At 72.2% G+C, this 11882-nt stretch carries 11 protein-coding genes; 5 read left to right on the top strand and 6 right to left on the bottom strand.

The window, feature by feature from the left end:
* Positions 1–82 precede the first annotated feature (82 nt).
* The 6 genes from P4R38_RS16000 to P4R38_RS15975 all read right to left on the bottom strand — a co-directional run bounded on the left by P4R38_RS16000 (position 83) and on the right by P4R38_RS15975 (position 6510).
* Positions 83–1816 (bottom strand): alpha/beta fold hydrolase, encoded by a 1734-nt coding sequence (locus P4R38_RS16000; protein ID WP_275237056.1) that lies wholly within the window; start codon positions 1814–1816, stop codon positions 83–85.
* Between the two features lie 215 nt (positions 1817–2031).
* Positions 2032–3060 carry a putative sugar O-methyltransferase gene (locus P4R38_RS15995; protein ID WP_275237057.1) on the bottom strand — a complete coding sequence of 343 codons (1029 nt, stop codon included), beginning with the start codon at positions 3058–3060 and terminating at the stop codon, positions 2032–2034.
* A 154-nt stretch (positions 3061–3214) separates the two neighbouring features.
* Positions 3215–4534, bottom strand: a complete 1320-nt coding sequence (paaK, locus tag P4R38_RS15990) for a phenylacetate--CoA ligase PaaK (protein WP_275237058.1) — start codon at positions 4532–4534, stop codon at positions 3215–3217.
* The gene (locus P4R38_RS15985) at positions 4527–4985 is read right to left on the bottom strand and encodes a hotdog fold thioesterase (RefSeq protein WP_275237060.1); all 459 of its coding nucleotides are present in this window, start codon (positions 4983–4985) and stop codon (positions 4527–4529) included. Before P4R38_RS15985 ends, paaK begins: the two co-directional genes overlap by 8 nt.
* A 24-nt stretch (positions 4986–5009) precedes the next feature.
* The gene (locus P4R38_RS15980; protein ID WP_275237061.1) at positions 5010–6224 is read right to left on the bottom strand and encodes a 3-hydroxyacyl-CoA dehydrogenase NAD-binding domain-containing protein; all 1215 of its coding nucleotides are present in this window, start codon (positions 6222–6224) and stop codon (positions 5010–5012) included.
* A gap of 67 nt (positions 6225–6291) precedes the next feature.
* Positions 6292–6510 carry a hypothetical protein gene (locus P4R38_RS15975; protein WP_275237062.1) on the bottom strand — a complete coding sequence of 73 codons (219 nt, stop codon included), beginning with the start codon at positions 6508–6510 and terminating at the stop codon, positions 6292–6294.
* 16 nt (positions 6511–6526) lie between these two features.
* On the opposite strand from P4R38_RS15975, the gene P4R38_RS15970 reads away from it, so the two are divergent.
* From P4R38_RS15970 to P4R38_RS15950, 5 genes are all read left to right on the top strand, one after another.
* Positions 6527–6871, top strand: a complete 345-nt coding sequence (locus P4R38_RS15970) for a hypothetical protein (RefSeq protein ID WP_275237063.1) — start codon at positions 6527–6529, stop codon at positions 6869–6871.
* A gap of 189 nt (positions 6872–7060) precedes the next feature.
* Entirely contained in the window at positions 7061–8923 is a 1863-nt protein-coding gene (locus P4R38_RS15965) for a S53 family peptidase (RefSeq protein WP_275237064.1), read from the top strand.
* 30 nt (positions 8924–8953) lie between these two features.
* Positions 8954–9823, top strand: a complete 870-nt coding sequence (locus P4R38_RS15960; RefSeq protein ID WP_275237065.1) for a L,D-transpeptidase — start codon at positions 8954–8956, stop codon at positions 9821–9823.
* Positions 9824–9846: 23 nt separating this feature from the next.
* Positions 9847–10671, top strand: a complete 825-nt coding sequence (locus P4R38_RS15955) for a hypothetical protein (protein ID WP_275237066.1) — start codon at positions 9847–9849, stop codon at positions 10669–10671.
* 71 nt (positions 10672–10742) lie between these two features.
* Entirely contained in the window at positions 10743–11717 is a 975-nt protein-coding gene (locus tag P4R38_RS15950; RefSeq protein WP_277193040.1) for an NUDIX hydrolase, read from the top strand.
* The last annotated feature ends 165 nt before the right edge of the window (positions 11718–11882 follow it).

The following is an 11882-nucleotide window of genomic DNA, read 5'->3' as shown; positions in this document are numbered from 1 at the left end:
TCGACTCGGCCCTCCGCTAGCGCTCCGGGCCGGCTCAACCGGCGTCGTGACCCAGCGCTCCGGGCCGGCTCAACCGGCGTTGTCAGCGGGTCGGGGGGCGGGTGGCGTCGACCAGCATCTGGAGCAGCTCCTGCAGCAGCTGCTGGGCCATGCCCGGCTTGTCCTTCGCGTACGCGTCCGCCGTCGGCAGCACCGGGCCGGCGATCGTCGAGCCGACCGGGTAGACGGCCTTCTCACCCGTCAGCGGCACGGCCGGGCAGACCGAGTCCTGGCCGATCAGCTTGCCCTGGGTGAGGAAGTCGTACCCGGCGGTCGAGACGCAGCCGTTCGTCGTACCGACCAGCGCGCCGTGGTTGCCCTGGTTGTCGACCGACAGCAGGCGGGTGTTGGCCGGCACCTTCTGGTGGGACGCGACCGCGCCCTCGTACGCCGTCGCGGGGTCGAGCTCGGTCTGGATCATCAGCATCGGCGGTGCGCCCTTGAGGTCGACCGTGGTCTGCGGGGCGGTGTAGGGCCAGTACGCGCACGGGCTGGTCGCGCCGTACCCGAGCAGCGGGTACTTCGGCCCGTCCGCCCGCGCGGTGTTCACGTACGACTGCTGGTCCTTGTCCCAGGGGGTGTCGTTGCAGGTCACCGCCATGAACGTGGTGTCCTCGCGGTAGTCGGTGTACTCCGCGCCGCCGCCACCACCGACGGACCGCTTGGCGGCGTCGAGCCCGGCCGAGTTGCCGTTCGCGGCGGCGTTCAGCTGGCTGAGCAGCTGGGCGGCGCCCCGGAACCCCTCGTCGCTGTACAGCTGCTGCGCCATCAGGTGGTCGACGGCGTTGGCGCTGAACACGTCCAGCCGGTCCTCGCTCGCCGCCTTGCGGACGTTCTCGTACGCGCCCTTGACGGCTTCCGCGGTCGTGCCGAGGTGGTAGGTGCTGTCGTGCCGAGCGGCCCAGGGCAGGAACTGCTGGTCCCAGCGGCGCTGGAAGGACATCGGCTGCGTCCCGAACGAGTCGGAGAACAGCCCGGTGAAGTTGGTGTTGCTGTCGAGCACGAACCGGCCGACGTGCTGCGGGAACAGCGTGGCGTAGCGGGCGCCGAGCCAGGTGCCGGCCGAGACGCCGTAGTAGTCGGCCTTGTCCGCGCCGAGGATCTGCCGGACGAGGTCCTGGTCGCGGGCGGTGTTGTCGGTCGTGATGTACGGCAGGTAGTCGCCGTGCTTGGCGACGCAGTCCGACACCTGCTTCTTGACGGCGGCCTGCGCGGTCGCGACGCGGTCGAGCTGCCGGTCGTCCCCGACCGTGTCACGGGCGGGCTCGCAGCTGACCGGCGTGCTCTCGCCGGTGCCGCGCGGGTCGATGCCGATGACGTCGTGGGTGCGGCCGAGGGGCGAGAGCTGGGAGACCAGGGCCGAGAAGCGGGCGGCGGGACCGCCGGGGCCACCGGGGTTGGTGAACAGGATCCGCGCGTTCGGCGTCTTGGCCTTGGTGCGCGCGACCATCAGGGTGATGTCGCCCTTGCTCGGGTCGGTGTAGTCCTTGGGCGCCTTCACCTTGGCGCACGCGGTCCGCGACGACAGCAGGGTGAGGGCGCGCATGCTGCTCGGGCAGGTGCCCTCGCTCCAGCTGACCTGCTGGGAGACGTACGCCGACAGGTCGGCCGTCTTCGGGGTGGGGTGCGGCTCACCGCTGGCGATCCCCTGCCCGGGCGAGCTCGCGGTCGCAGCGGTGGCGGGGCCGGCGTCCTCGCTCTGGCAGGCGGTGCTGCCCGCGGCGACGGCGAGGGCCAGGACGCCGACGACGGCGAGCCGGGCAGGGTGGGTGGTCATCGAGATCGCTCCCTTGGTGAGGTCCGGACGCGCGCGTGACGTACGGCGTCCCGCAGATGTTCTGTGCTGACGTCGCCGGGGCACAAGTCGGTTCCGAACGCCGGGTCGCGCCCGCCCGAGGGGGCGGAGTCACCGGCAGCGGCGGCTCGCAGGCCGACAGGCCCCGGCGGAGCGGGACGTGGGGTCGCCGCTCCGCCGAGGTCCGCGCCGTCGGGTCAGTCGCGCCGCAGGACGATGAGCTGACCGCCGCTGCGGATCATCGGCTGGTCGTACTCGCCGACCTGGACGAAGCCGTGCTTGGCGAACATCGCGGCGATGTCGGCCGACTTCACCGGGTCCAGGGCGCCCCACTGGCCCGCCTCGGCGGCCTTGGGCTTGCCCTGGCGGGAGTTGAGGGAGACGGCGTACCGGATGCCCTTGGCGCACACCTGGTCGACGTAGTGCTCGACGACGTCGGGCTCCATCTCCTGGAAGGAGAAGGAGTTGACGAACACCTCGAACTCGCCCTCCAGGTCCTCGATGCGATAGTTCGGCACGACCCCGGACGCGGGCACCCTGATCGCTCCCGGGCGGCTGAGGCTCTCGTCGTACACGGTCACCCGGTCGCGTCCGAACAGCTCGCACAGGTAGTACGAGGCGACCGTCATCAGCGGCGGGATGTCCAGGTCCACGTAGCGCGCCTCCGAGTCGCGCGACATGACGATCTCGCCGAGCACACCGAAGCCACCGCCGATCTCCAGGAAGCTCCGGGGCGGGGCGTCGACGTGCCGGGACAGCGCCGACAGGCACAGCAGGTAGTTGACGTACGCGCGGCCGAACGTCACCTCGGGGATCCCGCTCAGCGGGTAGGCCTGGCCGGGGCGGCCGACGCGGCTCTCACCCTGCTTGACCAGGTCGAACGGCCAGCGGGTCTGGTCCCAGGCCACGCTGGCGACGTCGAAGTCGCGGCTGGCCTGCATCGACCCGTTGAGCGCCGAGGACAGGAAGTTGAGGTTGGCGGCACGGTTGTGGGACTGCGCCACGGGCAGGATCTGACCGATGCTGGCGTTGGTGTAGCCGTTGCCGTACATCGGGTTGAACCAGATGTGTGCCGTCCGCCACGACTTGAAGCTCTCCAGCCCGGCGGACTCCATGTCGCTCAGGAGCGCCTCGACGCCAGGCCCCCAGAAGTTGGTGGGCTGGTAGATCGGCTTGGCCTCGCGCAGCTCGGCCAGCGTTCGGGTCGTCATCTCGGTCCAGGTCATTCCCACATCTCCGCGGTTGCCGGTTCGTCCGGTCGAACGCTAGACCCGTCCGCTGAAAATTTCCGGGATTACCGGCCAAGGACTCTCGCTGCGCTCGCGGATCCGGTCGCTCGTGGTGACCGGTCGCTCCGGCGCTGACCAGCGTGTCGCCGACTCAGCGGTCGTCGCGCTGGTCGACGATGCGGCGGGCCTTGCCGACCGACCGCTCGATGCCGTCCGGGCCGACGACCTCGACGTTCGCGGTGGCGCCGATCTGTCGCTTGATGCGAGAGGCGAGGTCCCGTCCGAGCGCCTCGCGGTCACCCTCGGCCGTCGAGGGATCCGCCTCGACGCGCACGGTCAGCTCGTCCAGCCGTCCGGGCCGGGTGAGGACGCACTGGAAGTACGGCGTCAGCCCGGGGATCGCCAGGACGAGCTCCTCGACCTGGGTGGGGAACACGTTGACGCCGCGCACGATCATCAGGTCGTCGGAGCGGCCGGTGATCTTCTCCATCCGGCGCATCGACGGGCGCGCGGTGCCGGGCAGCAGCCGGGTCAGGTCACGCGTCCGGTACCGGACGACCGGCATCGCCTGCTTGGACAGCGAGGTGATCACCAGCTCGCCGACCTCGCCCTCGGCCACCGGCTGCTGGGTGATCGGGTCGATGACCTCCGGGTAGAAGTGGTCCTCCCACAGGTGCAGACCGTCCTTGGTCTCGACGCACTCCTGCGCGACGCCCGGACCCATCACCTCGGACAGTCCGTAGATGTCGACCGCGTGCATCGCGCCGCGCTGCTCGATCTCGTGGCGCATCGCCGGCGTCCACGGCTCGGCCCCGAACACCCCGATCTCCAGCGGCGACTCCGCGGGGTCCAGGCCCTGGCGCTGCATCTCGTCCAGGACCGACAGGAAGTACGACGGCGTCACCATGATCGCCCGCGCGCCGAAGTCGTGGATGAGCTGGATCTGCCGCTCGGTCTGACCGCCCGACATCGGCACGACGGTGCAGCCCAGCGCTTCCGCTCCGTAGTGCGCGCCGAGACCGCCGGTGAACAGCCCGTACCCGTACGCCACGTGCACGACGTCGCCCGGTCGTACACCCGCGGCGCGCAGCGAGCGGGCCACTAACGACGCCCAGACGGCGATGTCGTCGCGGGTGTAGCCGACGACGGTCGGCTTGCCGGTGGTGCCGCTGGAGGCGTGCACGCGCGCGACCTGCTCGCGCGGCACCGCGAAGAGCCCGAACGGGTAGTTGGCGCGCAGGTCGGCCTTGGACGTCAGCGGCGCACCGGCGAGGTCGTCCAGGCTGCGCAGGTCGCTCGGGTGGAAACCGTTGGCGTCGAACGCAGCCCGGTAGTGCGGGACGTTGTCGTACGCGCGCTGGAGGGTGTCGCGCAGCCGCTCGAGCTGGTGGGAGCGCAGCTGGTCGACCGACCACCGCTCCGCGTCGTCGAGCAGCGGTCCGTCGTCGCTGATCGCCGGCAGGTCAGTCATGGTGCTGCACCAGCGACCGCGACTGACCGCGGAACTCTGCGACGAGCCCGCCGTCCGCCTCGCGGGTCACCGTGACGTCGGTGATGCCACTGCGGCCCCAGGTCGCGCGCTCGCGGGCGTCGGCGATGAGCACGTCGCCCAGGTAGCCGGAGGTGACGTAGACGATGTCCGCGCCGGCCGCGACGGTGAACCGCCCGGCGGCGTTGCACGCCAGCGCGAACGTCGAGTCGGCGAGGGTGAAGATGTAGCCGCCGTGCTGGATGTCCAGGCCGTTGACCATGCTGTGCTTGACGACCATCCGGGTGCGGGCGAAGCCCAGGCCGTCCTGGACACCCACGTCGAGCAGCTCGATGCCGAGCAGGGCGGAGGCGTGGTCCGCGGCCCACATCGAATGGACGTGGCTGAGCCCGCTGTCGCGATCGGCCTCGTATTCGTGCTCGTGCGTGCTCACGGCGGGACGCCTCCTGTTCGCGCGTCAGCCCGCGTCGCGCAGTGCGGGACTCGGGCGGTAGCGGCCGCCGGGATACCTGCGGTCGAGGTCGGTCAGCTGGTCGGCGATCGTCGCGAAGCCGATCTCCCGGCCCCACTCGAACGGCCCCTTCGGGTAGTTCGTCCCGAGACGCATCGCGGTGTCGACGTCCTCGGCGGTGGCCTCGTCCCGGGCGACCAGGTCGACCGCCTCGTTCACGAGCATGGCGAGCGTGCGGGCGACGGGGTTGCCGGCCAGAGGGGCGTCGGCCGCAGTGATCGTAGCCGCGCGCGAGACGTCGGCGTGGGCGTTCTGGGCAACTCCGGCGTCGTCGTACGTGAACACCCCGGCGCCGCTCTTGCGGCCCAGCCGACCGGCGGAGACGAGGTCGCGCTGGTAGTCGGTGGGCTCGTACCGCGGGTCCCTGCCGGTCTGCTCCCACACCGAGGTGCCGACGGCGAGGTTGACGTCCTGGCCGATGAGGTCGGTGAGCTCCATCGGGCCCATCCGGAAGCCGGCGTCACGCATCGCCAGGTCGAGCGTCGCGGGGTCGATCTCGCCGGCGCCGACCATCCGCTGCGCCTCGCCGTAGAACGGCCGGGCGACCCGGTTGACGATGAACCCTGGCGTGGACGTGCAGCGCACCGGCGTCTTGCCCCAGCGCCGCATCAGCTCGCTCGCGGCGTCCAGCAGTGCGCCGCCGGCCTCGGTGGCGTTGTGCGGGCCGTGGATCACCTCGACCAGGCGCATGAGCGGGGGAGGGTTGAAGAAGTGCAGGCCGATCACGCGGTCCGGCCGGTGCAGCCCGGACGCGATGGCGCTGGTGTCGAGGCTGGAGGTGTTGGTGGCGAGCACGGCGGCGTCCTGCCGGGCCTCCAGCTCGGCGAACAGCGCCTGCTTGACGGTGAGGTCCTCGACCGCCGCCTCGATCACGAGGCCGACCTGCGGCAGGGCTCGTACGGTCGGCGCGACGTGCAGACGGGACGCGGTCGCCGCGGCGTCCTCCGCGCTGATCTTGCCCTTGCCGGCCAGGCGGCTAAGCGTCGCGTGCAGCCGCTCCCGGGCGGCCCGTGCCGCGCCGTCGACGGCGTCGACGAGGTGGACGTCGTGCCCGGCCTGGGCGGCGATCTGCGCGATGCCGGAGCCCATGGCCCCAGCGCCCACGACCGCCACCGGTACGGGGGCAGCGAGCACGTCGGGATCGTCGCCGTTGAGGATCATGCGCACATCGTCGCAGCAGCCGTACGCGCCCCGCCGCCGGTCCCCGCATGCCAACCTTGCGCCCGGGTCAGACGTCGGTAGGACGGACGAACGAGGAGGGTTCGATGCGTGGTGGTGTGGTCATGGCCGCAGGGGCGGTGCTGACGATGGGGGTGCTCGCCGGGTGCGGCAGCGAGGACGGCCCCACCGGCGGGGCGTCGTCCTCCGGTCCGAGCACGTCGACGAGCAGCCCGTCGACGAGCAGCGCGACGCCGTCCTCGAGCGCGACGCCGACCACGTCGGCCACCTCACCGACCTCGACGGTGCCGCCGCCCAAGGGGACGGCACTCCCGAGCACCCCGCCGCCGCGCGGTGACGGGACGACGGACGACCTCACGGTCGAGGGCACCATCGGGTACCCCGGTCTCACCTGCGTGCTGATGCGGACCGCCGACGGGAAGCCGTACGCGCTGACCGGACCGGCCGTGACGTCGGACGTCCGCACCCGGGCGCGCGGTGGCCAGCAGGCGGCCGCGGACCCGGCCGGTGGGAGCGCCACCCGGACGCGCGTCCGGGTCACCGGTCACGTCGACCCGAACGCGCTCAGCACCTGCCACGCACCCGTCCTGGTGTCCAGCCGGATCGAGGTGCTCGGCCCGGCTGGGTGAACGTCGGGTGTCCCTTTTCTGGGCAGTGCCGACCTGACGCGGCCCGGTCTGCTATGAAGGACCCGCGCGCGCCGGTGGGGCGTGCGCTTTCTCTGGGGGATTCAACGAGTGCACCGCGCCGGGCGGCGCGTGCGTGGCGTGCCCCCAGGCCGTCGCCAGCCGGTGTCTTCCCGAGGAGCGGAAAGCAGTATGAAGCGTCGAAACCTCGCAGCGGTGACCGCTGCCCTGTCCACCATGGCTCTCGTGCCGGCCGCCGCCCTGGCCGCCGGCAGCGACGACGACCGGTCGGTGACCCTGCACAACTCCGGGACCGCCATCACCTCCGACTCCGGTGACCGCGTCGTGCTCCACGCCGCCGCACCGCAGGGTCGCCAGGTGAGTGCCACCCTGCAGCTGCCGATGCGCGACCAGGCCCGTGCCCGGCAGCTCATCGCCCGTGGCGTGACCATGACGCCGGCCCAGTACCGCGCGGCGTTCACCCCGACCCAGGCGAAGATCGACCGGGCCGCCGCGTGGGCACGCGGCAAGGGCCTGACGGTGACCGGGACCAGCCGCGACACCGGCACCGTCGAGGTCTCCTCCACCGTGCGGACGATGAACCGCGCGTTCGGCGTCAACCTGCACGACGCCAGCCTGAACGGCCGGCGCGGCATGGCCGTCGACCGTGACCCCAAGGTCCCCGCGTCGCTCGGCCTGTCCGGCGTCGCCGGTCTCAACACGCTGCACCGTGTGCAGTCGAACAGCTCGCGACTGCTGGAGAAGGTCCCGTCCCCGGGCAAGCGCACCCACGCGACGGCGGCCGCCGCCGACTCGTGCGCGCCGTACTGGGGTTCGGTGCTCAAGCCCACCGCGAAGAAGTGGGCCCAGGAGTCGAACGTCCTGTGCGGCTACCAGCCCAAGGACCTCGCCACGATGTACGGCGCGAAGGGTGCCGCGGCGAAGGCGCCGGCGCTGGGCATCCTGCTCTGGGGCGGTGACACGGCGATGAAGACGATCACCAACCAGTACATGACCAAGACCGGCTACCCGCAGCTCACCAGCTACACGGCGACGATCGCCAAGCCGGACGCGAACATGCCCGCGTGCGACCCTGAGGGGGTCAAGGGCGAGCACGCGCTCGACGTCCAGTCCAGCCACGCGATCGCGCCCAGCGCGCCGATCTTCTACTACGGCGCCTCCAGCTGCTACGACGGCGCGCTGACCAAGATGCTCGGCACGATGGTGAGCGAGCACAAGGTGTCGACCATCTCCATGTCGTTCGGCTCGACCTCCGACGCCGGCATGACCGCGTCGGACAAGAGCGCCTGGGACCGGCCGTTCCAGCAGGCCGCGCTGACCGGCATCAGCGTGTTCGCCTCGACCGGTGACATCGGCAACAACTCGACCGTCAACGACGGTGCCAAGGGCGTCGGCCACCCGGCCTCCAGCATCAACGTGACGGCCGTCGGCGGTACGTCTGTGGGCATGACCTCCGCCGGCACCAAGTCCGTGGTGGCCGGCTGGGAGTCGCGCTTCTACCAGCAGCCGAGCCTCTCCAGCACCACCGGCATCACGGACGTGACCGCGGCCAACGGCGTCGAGGGCGCCGGCGGTGGCGTGAGTCAGTCGTACGCCCAGCCGTCCTGGCAGAAGGGCGTCGTCTCCGGGTCGACCACGATGCGTACGGTCCCGGACGTGTCGGCGCTCGCCGACCCGGCGACCGGCTACACCATCCGCTTCACCGAGAACGTCACGGTCTCCTACGGCTCGTTCGGCGGGACCAGCCTCAGCTCGCCGGTGACGGCCGCGCTGGTCGGTCTGTCGAAGGCGCAGACGGGCCGCAAGATCGGTCTGGCCACGCCGTGGATCTACAAGCTGCGCGGCACCAGCGCCCTGAGCGACGTCAACGCGCCGGGCAAGGCGGGCGTGTACCTGCCGGGCGCCGGGCGTCCGTTCAACCTGATCGGGTTCGACGCCAAGCCGGAGGACCTCGTCACCAAGGCCGGCTGGGACAACGTCACCGGTGTCGGCACCCCGTCCGGCTCGGCCTTCCTGTCCGAGCTCGGCAAGTAGTCCCACCGTCCGATCCGCGATGAGCACAGCATGACCAGTCGGCCCGGCGCGTCGGGACGAGCGCGCCTCACGACCGTCGTTCTCGGCGTCGTCGTGGGGTTCGCGCTCGTCGCCGGCGTGGTCGTGCTGGCCCTGCGCACGCTCGGCTCGGACGACTCCGCGGGCCGGCCGGTCTCGTCCGCTTCGAGCCCGGCCGGGTCCGCGCCGGCCGCGACGCGGGTCCCGGTCCCGCAGGTGTCCGCCGATGTGCTGGCGGCGCTCCCGCGGGCGACGACCGACACGACGGTCCGCGGTGCGCCGGTCGACCTGTCCGGTCGCAGCCACGGCGTCGTCGTCCAGGTCGCGCAGGAGACCGCCGGTTTCGCGCGGCCGGGGGCTACGCCGGTCACGGTCGTACCGGCGAAGCAGATCGGCAACCCGACCTGGCTGCCGGTGCTGGCCCAGCGGGACGGCTGGATGCAGGTGCGGCTGCCGTCCCGACCCAACGGCGCGACGGCGTGGATCCCCGACACCGGCCAGCGCACCGCGACGACGCGGTGGGCCGTGCGGATCGATCTGGCCACCGGCTCGATGACCGTGGACGAGGGGAAGCGCGTGGCCGGCAGCTGGCGCATCGGCCAGGGCCAGGACCGGACGCCCACACCGAGCGGTGAGACGTTCCTCCTTGCCGGGTTCGTGGACCCGCAGCAGAGCTTCTCACCGGTCATCTACGCTCTGGGGGCCCACTCGGACACCCTCGACACGTTCGGCGGCGGCCCCGGCACCGTTGCCGTCCACGGCTGGCCCACGGCGGCCGGACGGACCGGCAAGGTCTCGCACGGCTGCGTACGGATCCCGGACGCAGCGCTCGACATCCTCGGCAGGCTGCCGACGGGGACGCCTGTATCCATCACCGCATGAATCGACGTCAGGGAGGACGAGAAATGAAGCGCAACACAGCGCTGTTCGGCGCATCGGTCGCCGCTGGAGTGGCGGGGGCGATCGGCCTGGTCGTCGCGAGCGCAGGCGGCGTCGCCGCGCCGAAGGACCCCGTGGGCGGTGGCGTGGCCTGGCGGACGATCACCGACAACCACCCGACGTTCGCGAGCGGCTCGGTCGGCGACTCCGACGGTTTCTTCACCGCGCGCGCGAGCACCACCGGCGGGGTGTCGGACGAGTCGACGAGCGCGGAGGGCATCGTCACCCGCTTCTCGATGCCGGCGCTGGGCGTCAGCGGCATCGGGGTCACCGTCGGCTGCGACGGCGGCGCGTACACCGTGACCGTCACCGGCGGCGGCGCACCCGGCAAGAAGGCCCTCGGCTCCACCACCTCACTGGCGGCGTTCACCGGCAACGCGAACGCCCAGGGCACGGTCACCTTCGGCCGCGGCGGCGCGGACGGTCGCGTCGGGGCGTACCTCGACCTCGCGGACGCGATCGGTGAGGGCACGTACATCAAGCTCGGGTACGCCTCGTGCGCGGCCGGGCCGACGCCGACGGGTTCGCCCACCTCGACGCCGACGCAGCCCCCGACGAGCACCTCGTCCCCGACCCCGTCGCCGACGGGCACGACGACCGGCACCGGTACGTCCACCGGCACGCCGACGGGCACATTCACGGGCACCGGTACTCCGACGGGCACCTCGACGCAGCCCCCGACGGGCACGTCGTCCCCGACCCAGGAGCCGACCGGCCCCACCCCCACGGGTGAACCGACCGAGCCGCCGGTCCCGACGCCGAGCACCACGGCGCTGCCGGTCACCGGCTGAGACCACCCGAACCGCACCCCTGTCACCCCCGGTGGCGGGGGTGCGGCCGTTCGGCGCCATAGGCTCGGAGCATGACGTCGCCCGCGCCCGTACCTCCGCAGCCGACGCTCGTCGACGGGGCGGTGACGCTGCGTCCCTGGGCACCGACCGAGCCCGACCTGGCCGGTGCGGAGGGCCTGTCGACGAAGGAGCGGCACGCCGCGTACGCCGACGACCGTCGCGCGGTGAGCTTCGTCGTGGAGGCCGACGGTGTGGTGGCGGGCGCCGTGACGGTCACGCGGGCGAACGGCCGGGACGGCACGGGCCGGCTGAGCTGGTCGGAGGTGCGCGGCCGCGCCGGCGACCGCATGAGCCAGGCGCTCCGCGCGCTCGCCGGCTACGGCTTCGAGGAGCTCGGTCTCCGCCGCGTCGAGGTGTACGCCGACGTGGCCGACCGGGACGCCGTACGCATCGCCAGTCGGGCGGGGCTGCGCAAGGAGGGCGTCGTCCGCGGGTACGCGGCGACCGGGGGCGCCGTGCTGCTGGGCCGGCTCGCCGACGACCCGGACCCGTTCACCCGCGAGGGATTCGTCGCGACTCTCAACGCGGGGCTGCCCACGAAGCGGGCCATCGCCCAGGCGCTGATCCGCAACGAGCGCGGTGAGGTGCTGGTCTGCGAGCTGGTCTACAAGAACTTCTGGGACCTGCCCGGCGGCGTGGTCGATCCGGGGGAGTCGCCGGCGCACGCGGTGGTTCGGGAGATCCGCGAGGAGCTCAGGCTCGACGCGCGGATCCGGTCGCTGGCCACGGTCAGCTGGCTGCCGCCATGGCACGGCTGGGACGACGCGACGCTGTTCCTGTTCGACGTCGAGGTGGGTGGCGCCGCCGAGGTCGAGCGAGCGGTCCTGGAGCCGCGCGAGATCCGCGCGGTGCACTGGGTGGACGAGGTCGGTCTGAAGGCGCACGCCGCGGACTACACCGCCCGCCTGGTGGCGCGCGCCGTCCGCCAGCTCGACGAGGGCGGGGGAACCGCGTACCTCGAGAACGGCATCGACCCCGACTGGTGACCCGGCCTAGCCCCGCCGGACTCCGCTGGTTGAGCCGGCCCGGAGCGTTAGGGAGGGCAGTGTCGAAACCGGGTGAGGCGGGGGGAGGGTCTCCCGTGGTGTCACCGGGTTTCGACTCGGGCTCGCGCTGGGGCGCTCGCCCGGCTCAACCAGCGGACCTTGCAC

It is taken from the genome of Luteipulveratus flavus (assembly GCF_029439465.1).
GTDB classification, from domain to species: domain Bacteria; phylum Actinomycetota; class Actinomycetes; order Actinomycetales; family Dermatophilaceae; genus Luteipulveratus; species Luteipulveratus flavus.
Note: the sequence above shows the minus strand (reverse complement) of the source record. Positions and strands in the feature narration are given on the sequence as shown.

Bases quoted from the DNA above. Each gene is read 5' to 3' on its own strand.
- P4R38_RS16000 (WP_275237056.1), bottom strand. From the start codon at position 1,816: ATGACCACCCACCCTGCCCGGCTCGCCGTCGTCGGCGTCCTGGCCCTC.
- P4R38_RS15960 (WP_275237065.1), top strand. From the start codon at position 8,954: ATGACCAGTCGGCCCGGCGCGTCGGGACGAGCGCGCCTCACGACCGTC.
- P4R38_RS15980 (WP_275237061.1), bottom strand. From the start codon at position 6,224: ATGATCCTCAACGGCGACGATCCCGACGTGCTCGCTGCCCCCGTACCG.
- P4R38_RS15950 (WP_277193040.1), top strand. From the start codon at position 10,743: ATGACGTCGCCCGCGCCCGTACCTCCGCAGCCGACGCTCGTCGACGGG.
- paaK (WP_275237058.1), bottom strand. From the start codon at position 4,534: ATGACTGACCTGCCGGCGATCAGCGACGACGGACCGCTGCTCGACGAC.
- P4R38_RS15955 (WP_275237066.1), top strand. From the start codon at position 9,847: ATGAAGCGCAACACAGCGCTGTTCGGCGCATCGGTCGCCGCTGGAGTG.
- P4R38_RS15965 (WP_275237064.1), top strand. From the start codon at position 7,061: ATGAAGCGTCGAAACCTCGCAGCGGTGACCGCTGCCCTGTCCACCATG.
- P4R38_RS15995 (WP_275237057.1), bottom strand. From the start codon at position 3,060: ATGACCTGGACCGAGATGACGACCCGAACGCTGGCCGAGCTGCGCGAG.